13 protein-coding genes are annotated in these 17,254 nt (G+C 39.4%); 11 read left to right on the top strand and 2 right to left on the bottom strand.

What is annotated here, in order from left to right:
• The first annotated feature begins 32 nt into the window (after window positions 1-32).
• From FDF36_RS02895 to FDF36_RS02850, 10 genes are all read left to right on the top strand, one after another.
• Window positions 33-1,028, top strand: a complete 996-nt coding sequence (locus tag FDF36_RS02895) for an AAA family ATPase (RefSeq protein ID WP_220390266.1) — start codon at window positions 33-35, stop codon at window positions 1,026-1,028.
• 56 nt (window positions 1,029-1,084) lie between these two features.
• Window positions 1,085-1,954 carry a DUF58 domain-containing protein gene (locus FDF36_RS02890; protein WP_005793731.1) on the top strand — a complete coding sequence of 290 codons (870 nt, stop codon included), beginning with the start codon at window positions 1,085-1,087 and terminating at the stop codon, window positions 1,952-1,954.
• Window positions 1,955-1,962: 8 nt separating this feature from the next.
• Window positions 1,963-3,036 (top strand): BatD family protein, encoded by a 1,074-nt coding sequence (locus FDF36_RS02885; RefSeq protein ID WP_220390265.1) that lies wholly within the window; start codon window positions 1,963-1,965, stop codon window positions 3,034-3,036.
• A 52-nt stretch (window positions 3,037-3,088) separates the two neighbouring features.
• The gene (locus FDF36_RS02880) at window positions 3,089-4,072 is read left to right on the top strand and encodes a vWA domain-containing protein (protein WP_220390264.1); all 984 of its coding nucleotides are present in this window, start codon (window positions 3,089-3,091) and stop codon (window positions 4,070-4,072) included.
• Between the two features lie 13 nt (window positions 4,073-4,085).
• Window positions 4,086-5,111, top strand: a complete 1,026-nt coding sequence (locus FDF36_RS02875) for a VWA domain-containing protein (RefSeq protein WP_005787920.1) — start codon at window positions 4,086-4,088, stop codon at window positions 5,109-5,111.
• Between the two features lie 8 nt (window positions 5,112-5,119).
• On the top strand, window positions 5,120-5,830 hold the full coding sequence (locus FDF36_RS02870) for a tetratricopeptide repeat protein (protein ID WP_220390263.1): 711 nt from the start codon (window positions 5,120-5,122) through the stop codon (window positions 5,828-5,830).
• 35 nt (window positions 5,831-5,865) lie between these two features.
• Window positions 5,866-7,689 (top strand): BatD family protein, encoded by a 1,824-nt coding sequence (locus tag FDF36_RS02865; protein WP_220390262.1) that lies wholly within the window; start codon window positions 5,866-5,868, stop codon window positions 7,687-7,689.
• A gap of 18 nt (window positions 7,690-7,707) precedes the next feature.
• Window positions 7,708-8,544 carry a tetratricopeptide repeat protein gene (locus tag FDF36_RS02860; RefSeq protein ID WP_220390261.1) on the top strand — a complete coding sequence of 279 codons (837 nt, stop codon included), beginning with the start codon at window positions 7,708-7,710 and terminating at the stop codon, window positions 8,542-8,544.
• Between the two features lie 209 nt (window positions 8,545-8,753).
• Window positions 8,754-9,038, top strand: coding sequence for a DNA-binding protein (locus FDF36_RS02855; RefSeq protein ID WP_220390260.1), 285 nt, complete (start codon window positions 8,754-8,756; stop codon window positions 9,036-9,038).
• A gap of 78 nt (window positions 9,039-9,116) precedes the next feature.
• Window positions 9,117-10,238, top strand: a complete 1,122-nt coding sequence (locus FDF36_RS02850) for a universal stress protein (protein ID WP_220390259.1) — start codon at window positions 9,117-9,119, stop codon at window positions 10,236-10,238.
• A gap of 256 nt (window positions 10,239-10,494) precedes the next feature.
• On the opposite strand, the gene FDF36_RS02845 is transcribed toward FDF36_RS02850, so the two are convergent.
• Together FDF36_RS02845 and gyrA are read right to left on the bottom strand one after the other, a co-directional pair.
• The gene (locus FDF36_RS02845) at window positions 10,495-11,706 is read right to left on the bottom strand and encodes a tetratricopeptide repeat protein (protein ID WP_220390258.1); all 1,212 of its coding nucleotides are present in this window, start codon (window positions 11,704-11,706) and stop codon (window positions 10,495-10,497) included.
• Window positions 11,707-11,738: 32 nt separating this feature from the next.
• Window positions 11,739-14,276: a DNA gyrase subunit A gene (gyrA, locus tag FDF36_RS02840; RefSeq protein ID WP_220390257.1), complete on the bottom strand. Its 2,538-nt coding sequence runs from the start codon at window positions 14,274-14,276 to the stop codon at window positions 11,739-11,741.
• A 391-nt stretch (window positions 14,277-14,667) separates the two neighbouring features.
• Between gyrA and FDF36_RS02835 the strand changes: the two genes are divergently transcribed.
• Window positions 14,668-17,202 carry an ATP-dependent Clp protease ATP-binding subunit gene (locus tag FDF36_RS02835; protein ID WP_220390256.1) on the top strand — a complete coding sequence of 845 codons (2,535 nt, stop codon included), beginning with the start codon at window positions 14,668-14,670 and terminating at the stop codon, window positions 17,200-17,202.
• Window positions 17,203-17,254: the final 52 nt, after the last annotated feature.

The raw sequence follows: 17,254 nt of genomic DNA, 5'->3' as shown, positions 1-17,254 counted from the left end.
AAGAAAATTAAACAATAAAATAATTAGTATTTATGGCTGAATCAATTGACATCCGCGAATTGAACGAGCGGATTGAAAGACAGAGTGCTTTCGTTACCAATCTTACAACAGGCATGGACCAAATCATTGTAGGTCAGAAACATTTGGTAGAGTCACTGTTAATCGGATTACTTTCTGATGGACACGTGTTGCTTGAAGGTGTACCGGGTTTGGCAAAAACTTTGGCCATTAAGACATTGGCCTCGTTGATCGATGCAAAATACAGCCGCATACAGTTTACGCCTGACTTATTGCCAGCTGACGTTGTCGGTACGATGGTTTACAGTCAGAAGGATGAAAGTTTCCAAGTGAAGAAAGGTCCGATTTTTGCTAATTTTGTATTGGCTGATGAAATAAACCGTGCTCCCGCTAAAGTTCAAAGTGCTTTGCTTGAAGCAATGCAGGAACGTCAAGTAACTATTGGTAAAGAAACATTTTTGTTACCCGAACCGTTCCTCGTTTTGGCTACTCAGAACCCGATAGAACAGGAAGGTACATATCCGCTTCCGGAAGCTCAGGTAGACCGTTTTATGTTAAAGGTGATTATTGATTATCCGAAACAGGAAGAGGAGAAATTAATTATTCGCCAAAATATCAATGGAGAGAAGTTTAATGTGAAGCCTATCTTGAAGGCTGAAGAGATTATCGAGGCACGTAAAGTGGTTCGTCAAGTTTATTTAGACGAGAAGATTGAACGTTATATTGTAGATATCGTGTTTGCTACACGTTATCCGGAAAAATACGATTTGAAAGAATTGAAAGATATGATTGGATTCGGTGGGTCACCTCGTGCCTCTATTAATTTAGCTTTGGCTGCACGTACATATGCGTTTATTAAACGTCGTGGCTATGTGATTCCAGAAGATGTACGTGCTGTTGCGCATGACGTACTTCGTCATCGTATCGGATTGACATATGAAGCGGAGGCCAGCAATGTGACTTCTGATGAAATTGTCAGCAAAATTTTGAATAAGATAGAAGTGCCTTAATTTTAGTTGAGAATGAACAATCCTCAATTATCAATTTTCAATTCTCAATTAAATAGATGGAAACAAGTGAAATTCTAAAAAAAGTTCGTCGGATTGAAATAAAGACGCGTGGACTGTCTAACAATATCTTTGCAGGCCAGTATCATTCAGCCTTTAAAGGTAGGGGTATGGCTTTTTCCGAGGTGCGCGAATATCAGTTTGGCGATGATATCCGTGACATTGACTGGAATGTGACAGCGCGTTTCAATAAACCTTTTGTGAAGGTGTTTGAAGAAGAACGCGAGTTGACGGTAATGTTGATGGTAGATGTTTCCGGCAGTTTGGAATTTGGCACTGTAAAACAGCTGAAGAAGGATATGGTGACAGAAATTGCGGCCACTCTTGCATTTTCTGCTATCCAGAACAATGATAAAATCGGAGTTATTTTCTTCTCAGACAGAATAGAAAAGTTTATTCCTCCTAAAAAAGGACGTAAGCATATTCTATATATCATTCGTGAATTGATTGATTTTAAGCCTGATAGTCGTCGGACCAACATACGTCTTGCTTTGGAATATTTGACGAATGTAATGAAAAGACGTTGTACCGCTTTTATTCTGTCTGACTTTATCGATCAGGAAAGTTTTAAGAATGCAATGACCATAGCGAATAGGAAACATGATGTAGTTGCCATTCAAGTATATGACAGGCGAGTGGCCGAGTTGCCGGCAGTAGGTCTGATGCGGATTAAAGATGCGGAAACCGGACATGAACAATGGATCGACACATCTTCGGCAGGAGTACGTAGGGCACATCATGAATGGTGGGTGAATAAACAAACTGAGTTAGATGAAACGTTTACCAAAAGTAATGTCGATTCTGTTTCGGTACGTACTGATCAGGATTATGTCAAAGCATTACTGAATTTGTTTGCTAAACGAAATTAACGGGAAAGATGAATAAATATATATTGCTGATAGTATTGTTATTTCTGGTTTCTGGCAGAATTGCTGCACAGTCAGTGACTGTGGATGCTAAAATAGACTCTTTGCAAATTCTGATAGGAGAGCAGGCGAAAGTGCAATTACAAGTAGCGATGGATGCGAAGCAGAGGGCTATTTTTCCGTCATTTACGGATACATTGGTACGTGGTGTGGAGATTGTGGATATTGCTAAACCTGATACACAATATTTGAATGATCGCCAGAGAATGCTGATTACTCAAGAATATACGGTAACTTCTTTTGATTCGGCATTATATTATATTCCTCCTATGGGAGTAAAGATTGATAATAAAGAGTATAAATCAAAGGCGTTGGCATTGAAGGTATATTCAATACCTGTAGATACGTTACATCCTGATCAATTTTTTGGTCAGAAGACTGTTATGAAAGCTCCCTTTGCCTGGGAGGATTGGTATGGTTTGATTGCTTGCTCTTTTCTGGCATTACCATTGCTCGGATTGCTTATTTATCTGATTATCCGTATCCGTGATAATAAGCCTATTATTCGTAAAGTGAAAGTTGAACCTAAGTTGCCTCCGCATCAATTGGCGATGAAAGAGATTGAGCGAATAAAGACTGAGAAAATTTGGCAAAAAGGACAATCGAAGGAGTATTATACCGAACTGACGGATGCTCTTCGTACGTATATTAAAAATAGATTTGGCTTTAATGCATTGGAGATGACTTCATCCGAAATAATAGATAAACTGCTGGAATTTAATGATAAAGAAGCTATATCAGATTTGAAATATTTATTCCAGACAGCCGATTTAGTAAAGTTTGCCAAGCATGATCCGCAGATGAATGAGAATGATGCGAATTTGATCAATGCAATTGACTTTATAAATGAAACAAAACAATTGGAAGAAGAGAATCAGAAGCCGCAACCTAATGAAATCACGATAATAGAGAAACGATCTTTACGTACGAAGATATTGCTGATCTGTGGTATCGTATTCCTGTCGGTAGCTCTTATTGCGACCTTCGTCTATATTGGGTTGCAACTTTATAATCTATTTGGGTAATAGATTTTGATTTTTATTGTTTTAAAATAAGAAATAGTAAATTATAAATAGAATGGTTTTTGCCAATATTGAATATTTGTTTTTGCTGCTGTTGCTTGTGCCATATATTGTATGGTACATAATGAAGCGGAAAAAGACTGAGCCGACTCTTCAGATCTCTGATGCACGAGTATATGCACATGCCCCTAAAAGTTACAAGAATTATCTGCTTCATGTACCGTTTGGTCTGCGTGTCATCACTCTAATATTGATTATTTTGGTTTTGGCACGCCCCCAAACAACAAACAGCTGGCAGAACAGCGAAATTGAAGGTATTGATATTATGTTGGCTATTGATGTATCGACCAGTATGTTGGCAGAAGATTTGAAACCCAACAGGTTGGAGGCTGCCAAAGATGTGGCTGCGGAATTCATCAACGGTCGCCCGAATGATAACATAGGAATTACACTGTTTGCCGGTGAAAGTTTTACTCAGTGTCCTTTGACAGTAGATCATGCTGTATTACTTAACTTATTTCAGGGGATACAGTGCGATATTATTGAGGATGGAACAGCAGTTGGTATGGGAATTGCCAATGCAGTAACCAGGCTGAAAGATAGTAAAGCAAAATCAAAAGTGATTATTTTGTTGACGGATGGTACCAATAATAAAGGAGATATTTCTCCATTGACCGCTGCTGAAATTGCAAAGAGTTTTGGTATACGCGTTTATACTATTGGTGTGGGAACAAACGGTATGGCTCCATATCCGGTACGAGTTGGTGGTACAACACAGTATATTAATACACCGGTTGAGATTGATGAGAAGACTCTTACTCAAATAGCAGGTACTACGGATGGGAACTATTTTCGTGCTACCAGTAATTCGAAGCTGAAAGAGGTTTATGAAGAGATTGATAAATTGGAAAAAACAAAACTGAATGTGAAAGAGTACAGTAAACGTCAGGAAGAATATCGTTGGTTTGCGTTGGCTGCATTCTTATGTATATTGCTTGAGGTACTGTTACGGAACTCAATATTGAAGAAGATACCATAAAATTGATAAAAAGATGTTTCGATTTGAAGAACCTGCATATTTATATTTGTTGCTGCTGCTACCATTGCTGGCAGCCTTCTACCTTTATTCTAATTATAGAAAGAGGAAGGCTATTCGTAAATTCGGAGATCCGGTGTTGATGGCACAATTGATGCCTGATGTATCTAAATATCGTCCGGATGTAAAATTCTGGTTGTTATTTACTGCCATAGGTCTATTTGCTGTACTATTGGCTCGTCCGCAATTCGGCTCTAAATTGGAGACAGTAAAGCGCAAAGGGGTGGAGGTTATGATTGCATTGGATATTTCGAATTCTATGCTTGCCCAAGATGTCCAGCCTAGTCGTTTAGAAAAAGCTAAACGGCTTATATCTAAATTGGTAGATGGTATGGAGAATGATAAGGTAGGAATGATTGTCTTTGCAGGAGATGCCTTTACTCAATTACCTATAACAAGCGATTATATTTCTGCTAAAATGTTTTTGGAATCAATCAGTCCTTCGTTGATATCTAAACAGGGTACAGCTATCGGTGCTGCTATCAATCTTGCTGCCCGTAGTTTTACTCCGCAAGAAGGAGTGGGACGTGCTATTGTGGTGATTACCGATGGTGAGAATCATGAAGGGGGAGCTGTTGAAGCTGCTAAAGAGGCTGCTAAAAAGGGAATTCAGGTGAATGTTTTGGGAGTGGGCTTACCCGACGGAGCTCCCATTCCGATTGAGGGTAGTAACGATTTTCGTCGTGACCGTGAAGGCAATGTAATTGTGACTCGTCTGAATGAGGCAATGTGCCAAGAGATAGCAAAGGAAGGAAATGGTATTTATGTTCGTGTAGATAACTCTAATTCTGCTCAGAAAGCTATTAATCAAGAGATTAATAAAATGGCTAAATCGGATGTTGAATCTAAGGTTTATACAGATTATAATGAACAGTTCCAAGTGATTGCCTGGATGATATTGCTCTTGTTATTGGTAGAAATGTTGATTCTGGACCGCAAAAATCCATTGTTTAAGAACATTAGGTTGTTTTCTAATAAGTAGTAATGTATATGTCAAGAAATAAATATATATTGTTTGCTCTGTTGCTATCGCTTTCTGCGGGTGCATTTGCACAAAAAGCCGAGCGTGATTATATCCGTAAAGGCAATCGTCTGTTTAAAGACAGTGTTTTCGTGGATGCTGAAGTTAATTACCGTAAAGCATTAGAGGCAAATCCTAAGTCTACTATTTCCATGTACAACTTGGGTAATACGTTGTCGCAGCAGCAAAAGTTCAAAGATGCGATGGAACAATATGTGGCGGCAACCAGTATAGAAAAAGATAAAGCTAAACTGGGACAAATTTATCATAATATGGGAGTGTTATTCCAGTCTGGTAAAGATTATCAAAAAGCGGTTGAAGCTTATAAGATGTCTTTGAGAAATAATCCGAAAGACGATGAAACCCGTTATAACCTGGCATTAGCTCAAAAGTTGCTGAAGGATCAACAGCAAAATCAGCAGAATCAAGATCAGAATCAGGATCAGAATAAAGATGATCAACAAAAGCAACAAGATAAAAAAGATCAGAATAAGCAGAATGATCAAAATAAAGATAAACAACAGCAACAACCTCCTAAATCAGAGAAAAATGATAATGAAATGTCTAAGGAGAATGCGGAACAGCTGCTCAATTCTGTGATGCAAGATGAAAAAGGGGTTCAGGATAAAGTGAAAAAGCAACAGACTCTTCAAGGAAGACGTCTGGAAAAAGACTGGTAATAATAAAATAATTGATGATAAAAACTTCAGATGAAATGAGAAAATTGATTTTCTTATTGATTGCACTGGTAGCCATGACTACGCAAGCGCAGGCTGACGGAAAGGTAGTGTTTACTGCATCTGCCCCTGATGCTGTAGTAGTAGGTGATCAGTTCAGGTTATCGTATACGGTAAATACGATAAAAGTACGAGATTTTCGTGTGCCTTCTATTAAGGGATTTGAGGTGTTAATGGGGCCTAACCGTTCCCAACGTATGCAATCGATTAATGGGGTTACTAATAATAGTATTACCTTTACTTATATCTTAATGGCTACGGCTGAAGGAGAGTATTCTATTCCAGGTGCAACGATTACGGCTGACGGGAATCAGATGGTTTCTAATTCGGTAAAAATTAAAGTTCTTCCTCCGGATAAAGCCGGGAATACGGCAGATGGCAAAGGAACTGCATCGTCTGGCAGCCAAAGTGGAACGCCTTCCTCTGTTTCTAACCAAGACTTACTTATAACTGCGACAGTCAATAAAACGAATGTATATGAGCAGGAAGCCTTTCTGTTAACTTTTAAGATTTACACAAGAGAGTCTCAACTTCGTTTTGAGAATGTGAAACTTCCTGATTTTAAGGGATTTCATTCACAAGAAATAGAGATGCCTGCTAATGCAAAATGGTCACAGGAACATTATAAAGGAAAAAACTATTTTACGACAGTGTATCGTCAATTTGTGCTGTTCCCACAACAGTCTGGAAAATTGACTATTGAGCCTGCACGTTTTGATGCTACCATTGCTAAAGCTGTACAATCTGATGATCCGTTTGATGCCTTCTTTAATGGTGGAAGCAATTATGTGAATGTAAGTAAGGTAATTGTAACTCCTAAGATTACGATTAATGTGAATCCGTTACCAACAGGTAAACCTGCCAATTTCTCCGGAGGAGTAGGAGAGTTTAGTATCACTTCTTCCATTAATTCTAAAGAAGTGAAAACGAATGATGCTATCACGATAAAGCTAGTGATTTCGGGAACCGGCAATTTAAAATTAATTGCAAATCCGGAAATAAAATTCCCGGAAGATTTTGATGTATATGATCCGAAGGTGGATAGCAAAGTTCGTTTGACTCAAGAAGGACTTTCCGGTAATAAAGTTATTGAATATCTTGCAATTCCAAGACATGCAGGAGTTTATAAAATACCAGGAGTATCCTTCAGTTATTTTGATATCAAGTCGAAGGCCTATAAAACACTGAATACCGAAGATTATGAGGTTAAGGTGGAAAAAGGAGCAGGAAATGCAGATCAGGTTATTGCCAACTTTACTAATAAAGAAGATCTGAAAGTATTGGGTGAAGATATTCGCTATATAAAACTGAATGATGTGAAGCTTCAGCCAAAAGATAATCTTTTGTTTGGTTCTTTACTTTATTGGCTATTCTACATCATTCCTGCTGTGGTGTTTATTGTTTTCTTTATAGTTTATCGCAAACAGGCTGCCGAGAATGCCAATGTAGCTAAGATGCGTACAAAGAAAGCCAATAAAGTGGCTACTAAACGAATGAAGTTAGCTGGTAAATTGCTTGCGGAGAATAGCAAGGAGGCATTTTATGATGAAGTACTTAAAGCTCTATGGGGATATATCAGTGATAAACTTAATATTCCGGTTTCTCGTTTGTCTAAAGATAATGTAGAAGAAAAACTTAGAAATTATGGAGTCAGTGACGAACTAATAAAAGATTTCCTGAATGCTCTGAATGAATGTGAGTTTGCACGTTTTGCTCCAGGAGATGAGAGCCAGGCTATGGATAAAGTTTATTCATCGTCATTGGAAGTTATGAGTAAAATGGAAAATTCAATAAAACGCTAATTTAGAGAAGAATAAGTCATGAAAAAAATATTGTTTTTTGCTTTGGGTTTGTTAATGGCTGTAACTTCTTTCGGGCAGGATTCGTTAACAACAGATTCTACTCAGATGATACAGGGAGATACTGTCAGTATCCATAATGCAGAGTTTTCCGGTTCCAAATTAGAAGATGCCACAAAAGCTGAGGGAGATAGTGCATATATCAGAAATGATTTTGCGTCTGCAATCCAGATTTATGAATCACTTTTGCGTAAAGGCGAGTCGGCCGATGTATACTATAATCTTGGTAATAGCTATTATAAAATAAATGAGATAGCAAAAGCCATTTTAAACTATGAAAAGGCCTTGCTGCTTCAGCCCGGTAACGGAGATATTCGTGCCAATTTGGAGATAGTTCGTGGTAAGACTGTAGATAAAGTAGAAGTTGCTCCTGAGATATTCTTTGTTACATGGACAAAGGCATTAATTAATAGTATGAGCGTAGATTCATGGGCTATATGGGGGATTGTAAGTTTTCTACTGCTAATCGTCTCTCTATATTTCTTTATTTTCTCGAAGCAAGTGGTGTTGAAGAAAGTCGGTTTTATTACAGGCATTATCTTTTTGATAGTTGTTGTGATGGCCAATGTTTTTGCCTCTAAACAAAAAGAAGAGCTGTTGAACAGAGATACTGCGATAATAATGAGTCCGAGTGTAACGGTTAGAAGTACGCCTAGTGAAAATGGTACCAGCTTATTTATTCTTCATGAAGGGCATAAGGTTAACATTAAAGATGATTCAATGAAAGATTGGAAAGAAATCCGCCTTGAAGATGGAAAAGTGGGATGGGTACCGGTTGGTTCAATTGAAATTATTTAAGAATAGAATCTATATATATTTCATCAAAGTCCGCCCTCAATAATCTAAGATTATTGAGGGCGGACTTTATTATATTATAACAAGTTATCGTTGATTTATATTGTTTTAGCGAAAAAAGAGAAGCTTTTGTTTTGTTTTATCTTTTTTTTTCCTTAAGTTTATAGCGTGATAATAAAGTCACATAGTATTAACCATTAAATTTATGAGACATGAGAACAATAACATTTAATGAACTTCGTAAAATTAAAGATTCATTGCCTAGCGGTAGCATGCATAGAATAGCAGACGAACTCAATTTAAACGTCGATACAGTGAGAAATTTCTTTGGTGGTCATAATTTCAAGGAAGGGAAAAGTGTCGGAATACATCTTGAGCCTGGTCCGGATGGTGGATTGGTTATGATTGATGATACCACTGTGCTCGATCGGGCATTAAGAATATTGGATGAATTAAATATGAGTAAAGAAGAAGCTACCGAATCTATGCAGGTTTAAATAAGAGATAAAGTCAGAATCCCAATTGGCAAAACAATTGGGATTTCTTATTTGTTGAATTCAATAAATAAACGAATTATGGAAGAGAAATTAGTAACTTTAGCTATTCTGACTTATACAAAAGCTCAGATATTGAAGAATGTTCTTGAGAATGAGGGTATAGAGACGTATATTCACAATGTAAACCAGATACAGCCAGTTGTTTCATCCGGTGTGCGTTTACGTATTAAAGAAAGTGATTTGCCGCGTGCATTGAAGATTACCGAGAGTTCTGCCTGGCTTGCTGAAAGTATAGTGGGAGAGAAGGTCCCTAAAGTGGAGCATCGCACTAAAAAGGTTCTTATTCCGGTTGATTTCTCTAATTATTCAATGAAAGCTTGTGAATTTGGTTTTAATTTTGCCAAATCTTTCGATGCGGAGGTTATCTTGCTGCATGTCTACTTTACGCCAATTTATGCTTCATCATTGCCATATGGCGATGTGTTTAACTATCAGATTAGTGATGAAGAGACTGTGAAGAATGTATTGCATAAAGTACATGATGATCTGAATGCTCTGTCAGAGAAGGTTAAGCAAAAAGTTGCATCCGGAGAGTTTCCTGATGTCAAATATACGTGTGTCTTGCGTGAAGGTATCCCGGAAGAAGAAATACTCAGATATAATAAAGAACATCGTCCCAGAATCATTATAATGGGTACTCGAGGTAAGAATCAGAAAGATATTGATCTTATTGGTAGTGTAACTGCCGAGATAATTGAACGTAGTCATACTACAGTGCTGGCTATTCCCGAAAATACTCCTTTCAATCGTTTCGATGAAGTGAAGCGGATTGCCTTTATGACGAACTTTGATCAACGTGATTTGATTGCTTTCGATTCATTTATCAATGGACTTAGCCCATTTCATTTTTCTGTTTCTCTTATTCATTTATCAGACGTAAAAGATACATGGAATGAAATAAAATTAGCTGGTATTAAGGATTATTTCCAAAAGCAATATCCGGATCTTGAGATTCATTATGATGTGGTGATGAGTAATGATTTTCTGAATAGTTTGGATAATTACATTAAAACAAATCAGATTGATATTATCACATTAACTTCTTATAAACGGAATATATTTTCCCGTTTGTTCAATCCCGGTATTGCTCGTAAGATGATATTCCATTCAGATACACCGTTATTAGTTATTAACGGATGATCAGTCACCTGAAAAAAGAGTTTTAAATTAATGGAATAATCAACATTATGTTTAATAAGAAAGAGGCAATTTACTTATATATAGTAAATTGCCTCTTTTATTTAATCCCTATTTCCATCTTGCTAATTTTGCCTTCTTTAGCTCTTAAAAAATAAGAACCTGTATCCTGATTTAAGCAAAAAAAGAGGCTGCCCAATTTCTCGAATCAGGCAACCCCTTTCACAAAAATCTTTGCGAAAAAATATCTATTTAATCATTACATCATTTTCTCGATTTCTTCGAATTCCGGTCCCATATTCAAGTTGTAATATACCCGGTAAAGACCTTGTAACCACAAATCTTTCTGATCAGGTTTCAACTCTCTTGCTTTTTCGTAATACGGTTTAGCAGCTTCGTAGAATTTCTTGATCTCAGCTTGTGCTGCTGCATAATTCGGGTCATTAATATCTGCCGGTGCTTTGTCAGCATACTCTTGTGCTTGTAACAGATATACCAAACCTAAATTTGAGCATGCTTCTGCATATGTAGGATCTATGTCAAGAGTCTTTTTATAGAACTCAATTGCTTTCTCATAATCTTTCATATTATGATACAGATATGCCTTCACATACAGATATAATTTGTTATTCGGATCTTTAGCCAACATATCATCAGCAAACTGCATTGCTTTGTCATTTTGGTTAGAGCTGCTATAGTAGTCAACCAGATTTGCGAAGAAATATTGATTTTCAGGGAACTTAACAATACCTTCCTGCAATTTTTCTACCCATTTAGCAGTATCACCTTTAGCTTTGTAAGCATCTGTCAACAATTGCATTGCAAATTGGCCATTTTCTTTATCTTTCAAAGCATATTGAGCATATTTCATGACAGCATCTTTGTCACCTACTCTATCTGCAGCCAAAGTGGCATAATATGCTACCTGCGGCAAAATGGTATCTTTTTCCAGCAAATTTTCTTTCTCCATCATAGGTAGCGTAGCTGCATCTACATAAGCTGCAAAATACTTTAATGCGTCTTCGTTCTTATTTAAATTGAAGTACTGAATACCACCGTTAATCAAGTTAGGACGCTCTGCCAGAATTGTTTTTGAGTTAGCGCTTCTGTATTTGTTTTTGATTTTACCTTTTTCATTAGGAATCTGTGCCAGTTCGTCACATTTAACGTAATAGTTGTACATATTCAGTACGCTATTGTATACTTTCAATGTATCATAAGGTTTTCTCAGATAAGCATTTTCCATCTCCTTTTCGTTGATTCTTTTCTGAATATAACCTGCCACGTCCCAAGTTGCCGCATTATCCTTTGTTTCAGGGTTAGTTAATGCTTCGTTAATCAGTTGTTCAGCTTTTGCGAAGTCAGGTTTTACTTCTCCGGCAATGCTTTTCGCTTCTTTTACATTTTTCTCCTGAGCGAATGCAAAACTTACTGCCATCAGTAAAACCATTGAAAATAATACTCTTTTCATGATTGTTGTTTGATTAATTATTAATATTATGTCTATTCTTCTGTTTCATTTACCGGTGTATTCGTTTCCGGATCGCTTGGAATATTTCCTTCTCTTTCTTCTTCCGGAACTTCATCTTCCAGGCTTTCGGATGTAACTTTACATACAGAACCGATCTGGTCGTTACGTTTTTCAAGATTGATCAGACGGACTCCTTGAGTTGCACGGCCCATGATGCGGACATCAGCTACTTTCAGACGAATTGTAATACCCGATTTATTAATAATCATCAGGTCGTTATCGTCTGTTACAGACTTGATTGTAACCAGCTTACCCGTTTTTTCGGTAATATTCATGGTCTTCACACCTTTGCCGCCACGGTTTGTTTTACGATAATCTTCAATATCAGAACGTTTACCATAGCCTTGTTCGGAGACAACCATTACGGACTCTGTCTCAAGATCCTTAATGCAAATCATGCCTATTACTTCATCCTGTCCGTCGTCATCCAGTGTGATACCACGAACTCCGGTAGCTGTACGGCCCATTACGCGAACTGCTGCTTCATGGAAACGTATTGCGCGTCCGTTGCGGTTGGCTATGATGATTTCGTTGTTTCCGTTGGTCATACGCACTTCTATTACTCGGTCGTCTTCACGGATAGTAATTGCATTGACACCATTCTGGCGCGGGCGTGAGTATTGTTCCAAAGATGTTTTCTTTATAACGCCATTCTTGGTACAGAACAGTACATAATGACTGTTAATATATTCCTGGTCATTCAAACTCTTCACACGCAAATATGCATTAACAGCATCGTCCGAGTCAATGTTCAGCAAGTTCTGGATAGCACGGCCCTTAGAGTTCTTTGTTCCTTCAGGTATTTCGTATACCTTCAGCCAGTAACATTTACCCTTTTGAGTAAAGAACATCATCGTGTTGTGCATTGTTGCCGGGTAGATGTGCTCAACAAAGTCTTCATCACGGGTTTCAGTACCCTTCGAGCCTACTCCCCCGCGGTTTTGAGCACGGAATTCTGTCAATGGCGTACGTTTGATATATCCCATGTGTGAGATGGTGATAATCATCTGATCATCCGCATAAAAGTCTTCCGGATTGAATTCTTCTGATGAATAAACGATTTCAGAGCGGCGTTCGTCACCATATTTAGCTCTTACTTCCAGCAATTCGTCTTTAATTACTTTACGGCATATTTCATCATCGGCCAGGATACTTTCCAAATATGCTATCTGCTTCATAACCTCCTCGTATTCAGCATGGAGCTGATCTTGCATCAGACCTGTTAATTGGCGCAGGCGCATTTCGACGATGGCGCGTGCCTGAATTTCGCTCAGGTTGAAGCGTTCCATCAGTCCGGAGATTGCTTCGTTGGGTGTTTTGGCGGCGCGGATGATACGAATTACTTCGTCGATATTATCCGAAGCGATAATCAAGCCTTCCAAGATGTGTGCACGTTCTTTGGCCTTACGCAGGTCAAATTGAGTACGACGAATTACCACATCGTGTCTATGCTCTACGAAGTAGACAATCAAGTCGCGTAAGTTCAGCATTTTAGGGCGTCCGTTGACCAGTGCAACGTTATTTACACCGAATGATGTCTGCAAGGCTGTCATTTTATAGAGCTTGTTCAGCACTACACTTGCATTTGCATCTCGTTTGATATCAATAACGATGCGCATACCTTCACGGTCGGACTCGTCGTTGGCATTTGATATACCTTCTATTCTTTTTTCATTGACAAGATCGGCAATTGCTTTAATCAATTCTGCCTTATTCACGTTGTAGGGAATCTCTGTAACGACGATCTTATCATGTGTCTGTCCGGACTCGATTTCTGCTTTCGCGCGCATAACCACGCGTCCGCGTCCCGTAAGATAGGCTTCACGTACGCCGCTTATGCCATATATATATCCTCCTGTAGGGAAGTCGGGCGCTTTTACATATTCCATCAGTTCCTCTACGGTCACATCTTTATTGTCAAGATATGCTTCGCAGGCATCGATGACTTCAGACAGATTATGGGGCGGCATGTTGGTTGCCATACCTACAGCAATACCGGAAGCACCGTTGACCAGCAAATTCGGAATACGTGTCGGCATCACTTTGGGTTCCATCAGCGTATTATCGAAGTTAGGTTCGAAATCTACAGTCTCTTTGTAGAGGTCCTGCATCATTTCTTCACCTAATTTGTTCAGACGTGCTTCAGTGTAACGCATGGCAGCAGGACTGTCGCCGTCTACAGAACCGAAGTTACCTTGCCCGTCTACCAGCGGATAGCGCATTGCCCATTCCTGAGCCATACGTACCATCGCAAAATATACAGAAGAGTCTCCGTGCGGGTGATATTTACCAAGTACTTCACCTACGATTCTGGCTGATTTCTTATAGGGTTTGTCTGACGTATTTCCCAGTTCCATCATTCCGTAGAGAATTCTGCGGTGAACGGGCTTAAATCCATCTCTAACATCGGGAAGGGCACGTGAAACGATGACCGACATGGAGTAGTCAATGTACGATGACTTCATTTCCTCCTCGATGTTAATCTTTATAATTCTGTCTTGTTCAAGCATTTAAAAAGATTATTAATTATACATTTGCGGTTTATCAAAAACCACGCTAAAGTACTACTTTTCCTTGATATACGAAAACTTTAACGAAGAAAGTTTTTTGCTTTTTGTAAGAGTGCCCTACCCTTATTCTTTAGGTCTGTGACACCCGGGTCTCGTACCCTCCGACACCCGGGTGTCAGGCATCACGACATCCGGGTGTCGGAGGTGCTTTTATCATTATCTAATGTTTTTTTCTATACTTAATTGTTTTATTATATTATAATGTATAAGAACAAAGGAAATAATGGCACGACATTTGTTATATAATAAATAAAGCAAATGAAGCGCATGCAAACAATATGAAATGCGTATATTTGCCAGTGAATAACCTCTTAGAAGAAGGAAGATAAGTATGAATAATCAATTCTCACAAAAAGTTTCCGATATTATCGTATATAGCAAAGAAGAGGCAAATCGCCTGAAAAGTAGCTATATAGGGCCTGAGCACTTGTTGCTTGGTATGCTTCGCGATGGTGAGGGAAAAGCAATCGAGATATTGTCTAAACTCAAAACAAACCTGACCGACATAAAGAAGCAGATTGAGGCCATACTGAAAGAGCATGCAGACGACATGCTGTTGCCTGATGCCGATGTTCCATTGTCAAATGGAGCTGCAAAGATATTGAAACTATGTATTTTAGAAGCACGAGTGATGAAAAGTCAAGTTGCAGATACGGAACATGTACTGCTGGCCATCCTTAAAGATAAGGATAATCTGGCAGCAACGGTTCTTGAAGCGAATCATGTGAATTACCAGCAGGTATTCGAACAATTGTCCTTACAGCCGGATATCAGTGCCGGCATGGGATTTACAGAAGATGATGACGACGAAGAAGAGATGAATCAATCCCGTTCGTCCCATGGATCCGGTGAACGTCAGCAACAGGCGCAGACTGCCTCCAGGAAGCCGGCTAATGATACTCCGGTGCTTGATAATTTTGGTACTGATATGACTAAGGCCGCCGAGGAAGGCCGTCTTGACCCTGTGGTGGGACGTGAGCGGGAAATCGAGCGCCTGGCACAGATATTAAGTCGCCGTAAGAAGAATAACCCCATTTTGATCGGTGAACCGGGAGTCGGAAAATCGGCCATAGTGGAAGGTCTGGCACTTCGTATTATACAGAAAAAGGTGTCCCGTATTCTGTTTGACAAGCGTGTGGTTGCACTCGATATGACTGCGGTTGTTGCCGGTACCAAGTACCGCGGACAGTTTGAGGAACGCATTCGTTCCATCTTGAACGAATTGCAGAAGAATCCGAATGTGATTCTGTTCATTGACGAGATACATACCATTGTAGGTGCCGGATCGGCAGCCGGATCGATGGATGCTGCCAACATGTTGAAGCCGGCATTGGCGCGTGGAGAGATTCAGTGTATCGGTGCCACTACCCTTGACGAATATCGGAAGAATATCGAAAAAGACGGGGCGTTGGAGCGTCGTTTCCAGAAGGTAATGGTAGAACCTACTACAGCTGACGAAACGTTGCAGATTCTTCGTAATATTAAGGATAAATATGAAGATCATCACAACGTAAATTATACGGATGCGGCATTGGAAGCTTGTGTCAAGTTGACAGACCGTTATATAACCGACCGTAACTTCCCGGATAAAGCTATTGATGCACTCGATGAAGCCGGTTCGCGTGTACATCTTACCAATGTGAGTGTACCCAAGGAAATAGAAGATCAGGAGAAGTTGATCGAAGAAGCTAAAAATAACAAGAACGAGGCTGTCAAATCACAGAATTTCGAACTTGCTGCCAGTTTTCGCGATAAGGAAAAAGAACTTGCTGTCCAGTTGGATGTGATGAAGAAAGACTGGGAGGAACGTTTGAAGGATAATCGTGAAACGGTGGATGAGGAAGAAATCGCAAATGTCGTATCAATGATGTCCGGCATTCCGGTACAGCGTATGGCACAGGCGGAAGGCATCAAGTTGGCAGGCATGAAAGAAGACCTGCAATCGAAGGTGATAGCTCAGGACGACGCTATCAAAAAGCTGGTCAAGGCCATTCTGCGCAGCCGTGTCGGACTGAAAGATCCGAATAAACCGATTGGTACATTTATGTTCCTAGGCCCTACCGGCGTTGGTAAAACTCATTTGGCCAAGGAATTGGCTAAATATATGTTTGGTTCTTCGGATGCATTGATCCGTATCGATATGAGTGAGTTTATGGAGAAATTCACAGTCTCACGCTTGGTTGGAGCGCCTCCGGGATACGTAGGATACGAGGAAGGCGGACAATTGACAGAGAAAGTACGCCGTAAACCCTATTCTATCGTATTGCTTGACGAAATAGAAAAGGCGCATCCCGATGTGTTCAATCTGCTTCTCCAGGTGATGGACGAAGGTCGGCTGACTGACAGTTATGGCAGAATGGTTGACTTTAAGAATACTGTTATTATCATGACGTCGAATATCGGAACCCGCCAGTTGAAAGAGTTTGGGCGTGGAGTCGGTTTTGCCACTCAAAGTCGTCTTGACGATAAAGAATTCTCTCGCAGCGTGATTCAGAAAGCTCTGAATAAATCGTTTGCACCCGAATTTATAAATCGTGTTGACGAAATCATCACCTTTGACCAGTTGTCATTAGAAGCTATAACGAAGATTATCGATATTGAGTTGAAAGGATTGTATAACAGAATCGAATCTATCGGCTATAAACTGGTCATTGAAGACAAGGCTAAACAGTTTGTCGCTTCAAAAGGCTATGATGTCCAGTACGGTGCACGTCCGCTGAAGCGTGCCATCCAGACCTATCTGGAAGACGGCTTATCGGAACTTATCATTTCGGCTGATCTGAATGAAGGAGATACGATCACTGTCTCTTTAAATGAAGAAAAGGGTGAGTTGGAAATGAAAAATAAAGCCAAAACGGCTGAATAATCCGACTGTTTCTTTCAAACATACGTCAAAATGTCAGACCAGCATGGTCTGG

It is taken from the genome of Bacteroides fragilis (genome assembly GCF_019583405.1).
Classification (GTDB): domain Bacteria; phylum Bacteroidota; class Bacteroidia; order Bacteroidales; family Bacteroidaceae; genus Bacteroides; species Bacteroides fragilis_B.
The sequence above is the reverse complement of the archived record's forward strand: the minus strand, read 5'-3'. Positions and strand labels throughout refer to the sequence as shown.

Bases quoted from the DNA above. Each gene is read 5' to 3' on its own strand.
- FDF36_RS02875 (WP_005787920.1), top strand. From the start codon at position 4,086: ATGTTTCGATTTGAAGAACCTGCATATTTATATTTGTTGCTGCTGCTA.
- FDF36_RS02850 (WP_220390259.1), top strand. From the start codon at position 9,117: ATGGAAGAGAAATTAGTAACTTTAGCTATTCTGACTTATACAAAAGCT.
- FDF36_RS02890 (WP_005793731.1), top strand. From the start codon at position 1,085: ATGGAAACAAGTGAAATTCTAAAAAAAGTTCGTCGGATTGAAATAAAG.
- FDF36_RS02895 (WP_220390266.1), top strand. From the start codon at position 33: ATGGCTGAATCAATTGACATCCGCGAATTGAACGAGCGGATTGAAAGA.
- FDF36_RS02880 (WP_220390264.1), top strand. From the start codon at position 3,089: ATGGTTTTTGCCAATATTGAATATTTGTTTTTGCTGCTGTTGCTTGTG.
- FDF36_RS02865 (WP_220390262.1), top strand. From the start codon at position 5,866: ATGAGAAAATTGATTTTCTTATTGATTGCACTGGTAGCCATGACTACG.
- gyrA (WP_220390257.1), bottom strand. From the start codon at position 14,276: ATGCTTGAACAAGACAGAATTATAAAGATTAACATCGAGGAGGAAATG.
- FDF36_RS02860 (WP_220390261.1), top strand. From the start codon at position 7,708: ATGAAAAAAATATTGTTTTTTGCTTTGGGTTTGTTAATGGCTGTAACT.
- FDF36_RS02870 (WP_220390263.1), top strand. From the start codon at position 5,120: ATGTCAAGAAATAAATATATATTGTTTGCTCTGTTGCTATCGCTTTCT.
- FDF36_RS02845 (WP_220390258.1), bottom strand. From the start codon at position 11,706: ATGAAAAGAGTATTATTTTCAATGGTTTTACTGATGGCAGTAAGTTTT.
- FDF36_RS02835 (WP_220390256.1), top strand. From the start codon at position 14,668: ATGAATAATCAATTCTCACAAAAAGTTTCCGATATTATCGTATATAGC.
- FDF36_RS02885 (WP_220390265.1), top strand. From the start codon at position 1,963: ATGAATAAATATATATTGCTGATAGTATTGTTATTTCTGGTTTCTGGC.
- FDF36_RS02855 (WP_220390260.1), top strand. From the start codon at position 8,754: ATGAGAACAATAACATTTAATGAACTTCGTAAAATTAAAGATTCATTG.